At 65.8% G+C, this 10,745-nt stretch carries 8 protein-coding genes; 6 read left to right on the plus strand and 2 right to left on the minus strand.

What is annotated here, in order from left to right; genetic code table 11:
- Both AAFP05_RS04210 and AAFP05_RS04215 read left to right on the plus strand, forming a co-directional pair.
- On the plus strand, nt 1-1,004 hold a 1,004-nt coding region (locus AAFP05_RS04210; protein WP_341728606.1), incomplete at its 5' end, for a DnaJ C-terminal domain-containing protein.
- Nucleotides 1,004-1,768 carry a 16S rRNA (uracil(1498)-N(3))-methyltransferase gene (locus AAFP05_RS04215; RefSeq protein ID WP_341728607.1) on the plus strand — a complete coding sequence of 255 codons (765 nt, stop codon included), beginning with the start codon at nt 1,004-1,006 and terminating at the stop codon, nt 1,766-1,768. The genes AAFP05_RS04210 and AAFP05_RS04215, both read left to right, overlap by 1 nt.
- Here the strand turns inward: AAFP05_RS04215 and AAFP05_RS04220 are convergent.
- Both AAFP05_RS04220 and AAFP05_RS04225 read right to left on the minus strand, forming a co-directional pair.
- Nucleotides 1,765-2,901 carry a winged helix DNA-binding domain-containing protein gene (locus AAFP05_RS04220; protein ID WP_341728608.1) on the minus strand — a complete coding sequence of 379 codons (1,137 nt, stop codon included), beginning with the start codon at nt 2,899-2,901 and terminating at the stop codon, nt 1,765-1,767. The two genes, AAFP05_RS04215 and AAFP05_RS04220, sit on opposite strands and share 4 nt — an antisense overlap.
- A 27-nt stretch (nt 2,902-2,928) precedes the next feature.
- Complete coding sequence (locus AAFP05_RS04225) at nt 2,929-4,287, minus strand: metallophosphoesterase (RefSeq protein WP_341728609.1); 1,359 nt, start codon at nt 4,285-4,287, stop codon at nt 2,929-2,931.
- A 119-nt stretch (nt 4,288-4,406) separates the two neighbouring features.
- On the opposite strand from AAFP05_RS04225, the gene AAFP05_RS04230 reads away from it, so the two are divergent.
- From AAFP05_RS04230 to AAFP05_RS04245, 4 genes are all read left to right on the plus strand, one after another.
- Nucleotides 4,407-5,348: a diacylglycerol kinase family protein gene (locus AAFP05_RS04230; RefSeq protein ID WP_341728610.1), complete on the plus strand. Its 942-nt coding sequence runs from the start codon at nt 4,407-4,409 to the stop codon at nt 5,346-5,348.
- Nucleotides 5,341-8,091 carry a DEAD/DEAH box helicase gene (locus AAFP05_RS04235; protein WP_341728613.1) on the plus strand — a complete coding sequence of 917 codons (2,751 nt, stop codon included), beginning with the start codon at nt 5,341-5,343 and terminating at the stop codon, nt 8,089-8,091. The genes AAFP05_RS04230 and AAFP05_RS04235 overlap by 8 nt, the downstream gene beginning before the upstream one ends.
- Before the next feature lie 37 nt (nt 8,092-8,128).
- Nucleotides 8,129-8,896 (plus strand): imidazole glycerol phosphate synthase subunit HisF, encoded by a 768-nt coding sequence (hisF, locus tag AAFP05_RS04240; protein ID WP_341728611.1) that lies wholly within the window; start codon nt 8,129-8,131, stop codon nt 8,894-8,896.
- Between the two features lie 245 nt (nt 8,897-9,141).
- A partial coding sequence (locus tag AAFP05_RS04245; RefSeq protein ID WP_341728612.1) for an acetolactate synthase large subunit occupies nt 9,142-10,745 on the plus strand: 1,604 nt, incomplete at its 3' end.

A 10,745-nucleotide genomic window follows, 5' to 3' on the forward strand; every position in this document is an offset into this window, starting at 1 on the left:
ACCCGAAGGGTCATGGTGCCGCCGGTGGCGATCCGTTCGCGAACATGGCTGGCTTCTCCGGTTTCAGCTCATACGGCGGACACGGCTTCGACATCGGCGACCTGATCGGAGCGATGTTCGGTCAGGCCACCACGAGTCGCGGGCCGAAGTCACGCGTACGGCGCGGCCAGGACCAGCTGATCCGCACCAGGCTGAACCTGCCGGAGGCGGTCTTCGGGGTGACCAAGCCGGTCACCTTCGACACCTATCTGATCTGCGACGAATGTAACGGCTCGGGATCGAAGGACAACCGCGAACCGGTCACCTGTACTCAGTGCCAAGGACGCGGCGAGGTCATCGTCTCGCAGCGCTCGATCCTGGGCGAGATCCGAACCTCACAGCCCTGCCCGGCCTGTCAGGGGTTCGGCAACATCATTCCCGAGCCCTGCCCGGAATGCTCCGGTCACGGCCGGATCTCCCAGCAGCGCACCATCAACGTGAAGATTCCCGGCGGTGTCGACACCGGCAACCGCGTCCACTTGCAGGGCCAAGCCGAGGTCGGCCCCGGAGCCGGGCCTGCCGGCGACCTCTATGTCGAGATCCAGGTGCTGCCGCATGATGTTTTCCGCCGCGACCACGACAATCTGGAGATGGTCGTCAGGCTGCCGATGGCGCTGGCCGCGTTGGGCACCCAGGTCGACATCGACACCCTCGAATCCGAGCTGCCCGACTGCCCCGAGGAGCGCCGCCGGGTGCACCTCGATGTGCCGGCAGGTACCCAGTCGGGCACCCGGCTGGTGATCAAGGACCACGGCGTGCCGAGTCTTCGGGCCAACCGTCGCGGCGAGACACCGCGCGGCGATCTCGGCGTAACACTGCTGGTTCAGACGCCAACGAAGTTGGACGCAGAACAGCGCGAGTTGCTGGCTCAGCTGGCTCAGTTGCGCGGCGAGGGCGGCCCGGAGGTGCTCACAAAGCCGGAGGAGAAGGGCTTCTTCAACCGGCTAAAGGACGCCTTCAGCTGATGACCGATGCGCTCTATCTCGCCGACCTCGGCGCGGATCCGGCTCCTGGAGATCTGATCGAGGTCACAGGCGACGAGGGGCGTCACGCCGCGGTGGTCAAACGGACCCGGGTGGGCGAGATGCTGCTTGTCGCCGATGGTGCCGGGCGTGCTATCTGCGGACAGGTAATCGAAGCGAGCAAGCAGAGCGTGGTCGTGCGGGTGGACGGGGTACTCGCTGCGCCGCAGCACAGGCATCGCTGGACGGCCGTGCAGGCGCTCGCCAAAGGGGACCGTTCCGAGATCGCCGTCGAATCGCTGACCGAACTCGGAGTCGATCGCGTCGTCGCTTGGCAGGCGTCGCGTTGCGTCGTCCGATGGGATGCCCGCCCCGGTATCCCGGACAAGTCTGCCAAGGGCGTCGCCAAATGGCAGGCGGTGGCCCGCGCGGCTACCAAGCAGTCGCGCCGGTTCAGGGTGCCTGCGGTGGAGTACGCGTCGACCGACAATGTCGTTGCGCTCATTCTGGACGCGAGTCTGGCGCTGGTGGCCCACGAGGAGGCCACCGTGCCGCTGGCCGCAGTGGAGTTGCCCGCCGACGGCGAGGTCGTGGTGATCATCGGTCCGGAGGGCGGCATCAGCCCGGACGAGTTGCAGGCTTTCGAGGAAGCCGGCGCCAAGCTGGTGAGTCTTGGCGACGGTGTGCTGCGCACGTCCAGTGCCGGCGTAGTGAGCCTGGCTCAGTTACAGGTCTTGGCGGCTCAGCAGGGGATTCAGGGTCCTTAGGTTTCGGTGGTTTCGGCGCGCCTGGTCGCGTGCGGGAATCGCCGGTTTACCTCTTCGGCTTCCCGCGCCACAGCCTTCGACAATGGCATGAAAGCGTTGATCTCGAAGGTGCGTTTACCGGGGCGCCCACCACGTTTCCAGGTGCCGATGATGCTGCCCTTGCGAATGATGCACTTTTGGAACATGCCGTTGTTGCCGGGTACCAGGTGGCCGTGGTGCTCGTCGGGCAGCAGGACGAGACGGTCGGGGTAGCCGAGCACGATTTCGTCGAAGCCGGGGAGCAGATAGGTTGCGTCGAGGCCGGCGCCGACAAGGGCTGCTTCGTCCATGAGTCCCGGACGAAAGTAGCGTGCCTCCCCGGCCGGATCATCGAGCGACCGATGAGTCTCGACATCGTCCTCGACGAGTGTGAACGCCTTGCGGACAGCGACCAGGGAGAGCTTCGTCCACCAGGAGAAGTCGCGCAGGGTGGCCGGGCCGTGGCCGGTCAGGTAGCGCACCAGCATGGCGGCGGTGGCTGCCACGTTGTCGCCGTCGAAGCGATCGGTGATCGTCGAGTCCGGCGGTAGCCACGTCTGTGCGAGCACGACGTTGTTGTCCTGGCCGTTCCAGGGGCCGTAGCAGGCAACGCGATGCGCGATGAGATGAGAGAGCACGTGGTATCCGCGGCCACCTGCGGAACTCATGCCGGCTTCGTCCCAGAGTGCGAAAAGATCGGCACGGCTGATGCCTTGCGGGGTGGCCGCCGCCGAGCCTTCAAGAAGCTCGCGGGCCAGGTCAACCTGAGTCTGATCCAATCCGAGAAGAGAACGGCGTCTGGTCTGGGCTTTCAAAGGTCCGGACGCGCACAGCTCTGTCATCCAAGCCAGATCGCCGGCCGCGACGGCGAAGACGGTGCCGCGCATCGGGTAGCCGCGTACAACGGCGCCGTCGTTGAATCCGGAGATGACACGCTCAATCAGACTCTGGTCGGGTGACGACCCGAGGCGCAAGGCGATGGACGAGATGACCCCTGGCAGGTCTTGACCCTGCATGGCGCCCAGGCCGGCAACGACGTCGCGGGGGCTTTCGGCGGCAGGATTCACCAGGCCCTGAGCGAGCAGGCGCAATCGGACGAGTTGTGGGTCAACCATGCGCCAACGCTATCGGACGGCGCTTATTCAGCAGACGAGTTCGGCTGGAACCGGTCGTCCACTAGGTGTGAGACCAGAAAGATCGACATCGACCCGGTGGTTGCGATCGGCCGTCGACCCGAGCATCAGGTGCGCGCCGATGCCCAGCGACTGCCAGCGGCTACGGTAGATCCAGCGCAGCGCCGCCGGATCGTTCAACCGCCAGAAGTTCACCAGATAGCCGCCCTCGAAGAGATGCACCAAGGTGAAGCCACCCGGGTAGGCAGCGCAGGCCGCGTTCTCCAGGTAATGCGCATTGGTATCGGCCAGATCGGCACGGTCACGGCGCATCCGATGGGTATGACCAGCAAGATGCAGAAAGACACCGGGCGCTTGACGTTCGATCAGCTGCAGCTTCAGCCGGTCGCGTCCGCGAAGCATGAACTGCGGCCCCGAGGCGGACGACCAAGCCGCGTCGGTGGTCACCGGATGGTGAGTCGCGGCCAGGGTTGGGCGTCCGGGATCGGACTCCAACTCCGCCATGATCTGCCCATATTGGCCCGGCGTGATCCAGCCGCCGCCCGACCCGCGGGTCGAATCCATCGCCAGGACCCGCAGCCCGCTGGCCTCGTGGACGGACTGGGCCTGCTGGTAGCCGACGAAATAGTCCCCGAAGGGGTCGTCCTCGCGCCGAGGATGATCGTGGTTGCCACGGGTCGCGATCCAGTCGATGTTCTCGGTGCCGTAGCCGTCCAGCAGTTCGCGGGCGATGAGGTTCTGTTCGGGGGAGTTGTCGTAGGTGATATCGCCGTTGGCGATCAGCATCGGACGACCATGCCGCGTGCCCAGTTCGTCGAGTGCGCCAGCGCACATCATCCGCGGGTAATCCGCCTGATCCGGGGGAGGGGTCACCGATGTCGGCAGCGCACCCAGTACGATGCCCTGGCGGCGCTCGCCGATATGAATGTCGTTGACCACCGCAACCGTCGTCAGATACCGGCCCTGCGGCAGCGTCAGGGTGGTGAATTGGCGGGTGTGCTCGCAACAACCCACCATGCGGGTCGGACGAAGCGCTGCCGCAGCCAGCTGTCCGTCGGACGACGCCCGGAATTGGTAGCTGCGCCCCGGCTCCAAGCCGGTGACTTCGACCACGTGGTAGACCCGCGGTGTCGGATCCTCATGTACCAGCTGCATCGGGCCGCCGACCGGGCCGATGGCGACCTCGGTTCCCGCAGCGATCGGTCTGGGAATGGCCATGCCGAGCCTGGCGGCGTGAGTGACCCAGCTGATCACGGCACTGGTCGGCGTGACGGTCAGGACTTCGAGGTCGGTGACCAGTAACTTGCCTCGCGCCAGTGCGCTTGTCTTGGACGCATCAAGGGCATCAGCGCTCAGCTGGAGATCCACAAGCGCCAAATCTACCGCTCCGGGCAACTGTGAGCGCAACGATCAGCCATCGCCGTGCAGAGCCCCGGTGGTCTGGTCGGCTGTCCTGGCGCCTGTCCGCCACGGTAGAGTCCTGCGCCATGACGCCAGTTGTGCGACGGCAGCACGTCGTAACCATCGTTGTGAATCCCCGATCGGGGCGAGGGCTGGCGGATCGCTTGCTTCCGAGGGTGCGCGCGCGTTTGCAGGCCGGACTGCCCGATTCTGATGTCCGCGTGGTGCGCACCGAATCCTATGACGATGCTCGCAAGCAAGCGCGCGCGGCCGTCGCGCACTCGGCTCCCGCCGAAGACGGCGGGCGTCCCGATCTGCTGGTGATGATGGGCGGCGACGGGATGGCCAACCTGGGCCTGAATGCCTGTGCCGGCAGTCACGTTCAGTTGGGCATCATTCCCATCGGTACCGGTGACGATTTCGCCCGTGGCGTCGGCATCCCGAGAAGGCTCGGCAAGGCCGTTCAGGCGATCATCGCCGGGCGCACCAAGACCATCGATCTGTCGCTGGTGACCGGTGAACTCACCGGCGGTGAGCAGCAGCGCTATGTGGGCTCCATCGTGTCGACCGGCTATGACGCGAAAGTCAATCACCGGGTGAATCATGCCAGGATCCGGTCGTACGCCTGGGCGTTGCTGGCCGAGATGGCTGAGCTTCGTCCGCTGAACTACCGGCTGACGATCGACGGCGAACAGCTGGACACTCGTGCCGTGTTGGTCGCTGTCGGCAACGCCGGATATGCGGGCGGTGGGGTCCATCTCTGCCCGGCGGCAGACGTCACCGACGGTCTACTCGATGTGATGCTGATCGGGCCGGTCAGTCGTTGGACGTTGATCCGACTGTTCCCGCTGCTTTTCCGCAGTGGCTTCGTCCGGCATCCGGCGATCACCCAGCTGCGTGCTCGGGAGGTGATCGTCGATGGGGACGGGCTGGTGCCGATGGCCGACGGCGAAGATCTCGGCACAGCGCCGCTGCGCATCTCCTGCCGGCCGGGCGTGTTGACTATCGTGGTAGGCGATGATGACTGAAGCGGACGCAGCGCCGAATCAGCTGGTCGCAGATTTTGCTTCCGGCTACTCCTTCTCCTTCGACGACTTCCAGCAGGACGCCTGCCTGAGGCTCGCTCGTGGGCACGGCGTGCTGGTGGCCGCGCCGACCGGGTCGGGCAAGACCGTGGTGGGGGAGTTCGCCTGCTGGCTTGCGCTGCGGCAAGGCACAAAGTGCTTTTACACCACCCCGATCAAGGCTCTGAGCAACCAGAAGTTCCATGACCTGGTGGCCAGGCACGGCGCCGAGAACGTCGGGCTGCTGACCGGCGACAGTTCGCTCAACTCCGAGGCGCCGATCGTGGTGATGACCACCGAGGTGCTGCGCAACATGATCTACGCGCGTTCGGCCACCCTGTCGGGTCTGTCTTACGTGGTCATGGACGAGGTGCACTACCTGGCCGATCGCTTCCGCGGTGCCGTCTGGGAAGAAGTGATTCTCGGACTGGCAGATTCGGTGCAACTGGTCGCGTTGTCGGCCACCGTCAGCAACGCCGAAGAATTCGGCGAATGGCTCGACGAGGTGCGCGGCGAGGTCGATGTGGTGGTCAGCGAACGCCGGGTCGTCCCGCTCTATCAGCATGTGCTGGTCGGACGAAAGCTGCACGACCTGTTCGCCGGTCAGGCGCCCACTGCGGTACCGCTGCCGCAGTCGGGAGCCGATGTGAATCCGGAGTTGCTCCGGTTGGCGAAGGCCGAATCCCGGGCGATGCGCGACGATTCGAGGCAGGCACGCGGCCGCCGGGTGCGCGGCAAGATCGAGGCCAGGCAGCGCGCCGGTTCCGGCTCGGGCCAGGTGGTGCGCCCGCCCAGGCGCGACGGTGCGGTGGAGGCGCTGGCACAACAAGACCTGCTGCCCGCGATCTTCTTCATCTTCAGCAGACAGGGCTGCGATCAGGCGGTCCGGCAACTGCTGGGTTCCGACGTTCGGCTCACCGATCGCGCGGAGCGCGAGCGGCTCTTGCAGATCGCCGAGCAGCATGCGGGCGCACTCAGTGCTGCCGACAAGCGGGCGCTCGACTGGGACACCTTCGTCGAGGCCCTTGGACGCGGCATCGCTGCCCATCACGCGGGCTTGCTGCCGGTCTTCAAGGTGATCGTGGAGGAGGGCTTCGTCCAAGGCCTGGTGAAGGTCGTCTTCGCAACCGAGACCCTTGCGCTGGGCATCAACATGCCGGCGCGCACCGTGGTCGTCGAGAAACTCGTGAAATTCAACGGCGAGACCCATGCTGAGCTGAGCCCGGGCGAATTCACCCAGCTGACCGGACGGGCGGGCCGGCGCGGCATCGACGTCGAAGGCCACGCCGTGGTCTTCTGGCAGCCGGGAATGGATCCGCGCGCGCTGGCGGGGTTGGCGTCCAGACGTACCTATCCGCTGCGCTCGAGTTTCGCACCGACCTACAACATGGCGGTCAACCTGGTGGGTTCGATCGGCCGGGTGCGGGCCCGCGCGTTGCTGGAGCAGAGCTTCGCGCAGTTCCAGACCGACCGCAAGGTGGTGGCGCTGGCCCGCCAGGCCTCCCGGGACGACGAGCAGGCCGAGGTCTTCTGGCGGCGGGCCGAATGCGATCGCGGAGACTTCCGCGAGTACGCGGAACTGCGTGACCGCATCGGCGCGCTGGAGGCCGAAGTCGCGAAGGAACGCAAGCGCGATCACAAGGCTGATATCGCCGATGCGCTGGCCGGTCTGGCGACCGGCGACGTCTTCTGGGTTCCGTCGGGCAAACACCAGGGCTGGGCGGCGCTCATCACACCGGTCAAGAGTCAGCAGCAGTGGCCGACCGTGATGACCCTGGCACGCCAGATCGTCCAGTTGACCGAGAATGATGTCAATCAGCCCGTCTCGGCGACCTCGCGGGTGCGGGTGCCGAGGAAGTTCGATGTGCGCTCGGCCGCTGATCGCCGGCAGCTGGGCAACTCGCTGGTTGCGCGGGCCGAATCGCTGGGAGATCGCCCGATGCGGGCCGGCCGCGCACCCGCCGATGCTCAGCTGGCCACCGAAATCGCCGACCTGCGCGCGCAGCTGCGCGCCCACCCCTGTCACGATTGCCCCGATCGCGAGGAGCATGCCCGGGCCGCCGAGCAGGCGTTGCGGCTGAGTCGCGGCCATCAGCGGACGAGGGCGAAGGCCAGGGCTCGCGCGCAGTCGATCGCGACCCGCTTCGACCGGATCTGCGGGGTGCTCGACTCGCTCGGCTACCTGGAAGGCGACACGCTGACCGAGCGTGGTGCCATGCTGGCGCGCATCTATAACGAGCTCGACCTGCTGGTGGCCGAGAGCATCGTCGAGGGAGTCTTCGATGATCTCGAGGTGCCCGCATTGGCGGCGGTGCTGTCGGGCCTGGTCTTCGAATCGCGCGGTGACCGGCAAGGCCAGCCGCATCGGATGCCCGATTCGGCCAGTGAGCAGGCACAGAGCCGGGTGCGCAAGCTTTGGCGCGATCTGGGGATGGTCGAGCGGGACAACCGTGTCGATCGCACGCCGGCTCCCGATATCGGCTTCGCAGAGGCCGCCTACCAGTGGGCATCCGGGATGAGTCTGGCCGAGGTGCTGGCCTCCAGCGGGCTGCCGGCAGGAGATTTCGTTCGCTGGGTGCGTCAGGTCATCGATCTGGCGGGCCAGATCGCCCAGGCGCCCGGCACCGGGACGCTGGCCGCCTCATGTCGCCGGCTGGTGAACGTGATGCGCCGCGATATCGCCGACTTCGCCCCCGACGACGACTGACGCGGACCCCAGAGGCGTCGACGGTAACCTTTGCCCTATGGCTGTGGCTATTCGTGTGATTCCTTGCCTCGACGTCACCGACGGTCGGGTGGTCAAGGGCGTCAACTTCCAGAACCTGCGGGACGCCGGTGATCCCGTCGAGCTGGCCGCCCGTTACAACGAGCAGGGCGCCGACGAAGTCACCTTCCTCGACATCTCCGCGTCGTCGAGGGGACGCGAGACTACCCGTGAGGTCGTCACCCGGTGCGCCGAATCGGTCTTCATTCCGCTGACCGTCGGAGGCGGCATCCGCAGTGTCGACGACGTGGACGCGTTGCTGCGCTGCGGTGCGGACAAGGTCGGCATCAACACCGGTGCCATCGCTCGTCCCGGGGTCATCGACGAGATCACCGGACGATTCGGCAACCAGGTGCTGGTGCTCAGCCTGGACGCCCGGCGTGAGCCGGGAATGCCGTCCGGCTACGGCGTGACCACTCATGGTGGACGCACCTCAGCAGGCCTGGACGCCATCGAATGGGTCAAGGAGGCCTGCGAGCGCGGTGTCGGGGAGGTGCTGCTCAATTCGATGGATGCGGACGGTACCACCGACGGCTTCGACCTTGAGATGATCGCCGACGTTCGCGAGGTGATCGACGTTCCGCTGATCGCCTCCGGCGGTGCGGGTACGGTCAGCCATTTCGTTGACGCGGCGCGGGCCGGCGCGGACGCGGTGCTGGCAGCGAGCGTCTTCCATTTCGGTGTGCTGACGGTCGGCGAGGTCAAAGTGGCCCTCGACACGGCGGGCTTCCCGGTCCGGCTGGCCTGAGAGTGTGCCCCCGGCGGTCATCGGTCTCCGGGTTCCGCCTCCGGCGGCTGTAACGTGTTCGCAATGCGAGACGGCTTTGGCGTCGTTTGGCTCTGCGTGCGAGTATTACTACGTGCATAACCGACAGGGTCTCGTACTTAACTAGCGCTTCGTCAGAACCGACGAAGCGCTCCCTCGCCTGCCATCGCGGCAGCGGGGGTTTTTTATTGCATCAGACCCGTCACCACACAGGAAGGAAGTCGCCGATGGCAATCCAGCCAGCCGATCTGCCGATCATGACCGGAGCACAGGCGCTCGTCGCGTCATTGGAGCGCTGCGGTGTGGAAGTAGCCTTCGGCATTCCGGGCGGCGCGATCCTGCCCGCCTATGATCCGCTCTTCGATTCGTCCATTCGTCACATCCTGGTCCGCCACGAGCAGGGCGCCGGACATGCGGCCGAGGGCTACGCAGTCGCCACGGGTCGCGTCGGGGTGTGTATCGCAACCTCTGGTCCGGGGGCCACGAACCTGGTCACTGCGCTTGCCGACGCCAATCTCGACTCGGTGCCGATGGTCGCGATCACCGGACAGGTCAATTCGGCATTCATCGGAACCGACGCATTCCAAGAGGCCGACATTCGCGGTATCACGATGCCGATCACCAAGCACAACTTCTTGATCAAGCGCACCGCGGACATCCCGGAGGCCATCAAGGCGGCATTCCATATCGCCGCAACCGGTCGTCCGGGACCCGTGTTGGTCGACATCTCCAAGGATGCTCTGGCAGGCAGCGCGCCCTTCGACTACGACGACGAGCTGAAGCTGCCGGGTTACAAGCCCAACACGCAGCCGCACAATCGGCAGGTCAAAGAGGCCGCCAGACTGATCTGCGAGGCGAAGCGCCCGGTGCTCTACATCGGCGGCGGCGTGGTGCGGGCCCGCGCCTGGCAGGAACTGGCCGATCTGATCGAACTCGCCGACATCCCGATCGTCACTACCTTGATGGCGCGCGGTGTCTTCCCGGACGACGACCCGCTCAACATGGGCATGCCCGGCATGCATGGTTGTGTCTCGGCCGTGGCGGCCTTGCAGAAGTCGGACCTGCTGATCGCGATCGGCACGCGCTTCGATGACCGGGTCACCGGCCGGCTTGACTCGTTTGCCCCCGATGCCAAGGTCATTCACGCCGACATCGATCCCGCAGAGATCGGTAAGAACCGGGTCGTGGACGTGCCGGTCGTTGGTGATGCGAAGGTCTTCCTGTCGGGACTGGTCGACGCCTTGCGGCATGAGAAGATCCCCAGCTACCAGCGATGGATCGACTATCTGCAAGGGCTCAAGCAGCGCTATCCGGTCGGATGGACCGAAAGCACCGATGGTCGACTCACCCCGCAGTACGTGATCAAGCGTATCGGCGAGATGGCCGGCGATGACGCGATCTTCGTCTCCGGCGTTGGTCAGCACCAGATGTGGTCGGCTCATTTCCTGCCGTTCACCAAGCCGGGCCGCTGGCTGACCTCGGGCGGCGCGGGGACGATGGGATACTGCGTGCCGGCAGCGATGGGCGCCAAGGTCGGAATGCCCGATAAGGTCGTGTGGGGCATCGACGGCGACGGCTGCTTCCAGATGACCAATCAGGAACTGGCTACCTGCGCTTTGAACGATATTCCGATCAAGATCGCGGTCATCAACAACAACGTGCTGGGAATGGTCCGTCAGTGGCAGACCCTCTTCTACGAAGGCCGCTACTCGAACACCGATCTCAAGACCGACCAGGTGCCGAACTTCCCGCTGTTGGCCGAGGCATTGGGTTGCGTCGGGCTGAAGGCGACCACCGTTGAGGAGGTCGACGAGGTGATCACGCAGGCGAT

It is taken from the genome of Brooklawnia sp., assembly GCF_032229645.1.
GTDB lineage: Bacteria > Actinomycetota > Actinomycetes > Propionibacteriales > Propionibacteriaceae > Brooklawnia.

What these genes read in the sequence shown, in the direction of transcription:
- AAFP05_RS04215 (WP_341728607.1), top strand. Translation starts at nt 1,004, where the DNA reads ATGACCGATGCGCTCTATCTCGCCGACCTCGGCGCGGATCCGGCTCCT.
- AAFP05_RS04235 (WP_341728613.1), top strand. Translation starts at nt 5,341, where the DNA reads ATGACTGAAGCGGACGCAGCGCCGAATCAGCTGGTCGCAGATTTTGCT.
- AAFP05_RS04220 (WP_341728608.1), bottom strand. Translation starts at nt 2,901, where the DNA reads ATGGTTGACCCACAACTCGTCCGATTGCGCCTGCTCGCTCAGGGCCTG.
- AAFP05_RS04230 (WP_341728610.1), top strand. Translation starts at nt 4,407, where the DNA reads ATGACGCCAGTTGTGCGACGGCAGCACGTCGTAACCATCGTTGTGAAT.
- hisF (WP_341728611.1), top strand. Translation starts at nt 8,129, where the DNA reads ATGGCTGTGGCTATTCGTGTGATTCCTTGCCTCGACGTCACCGACGGT.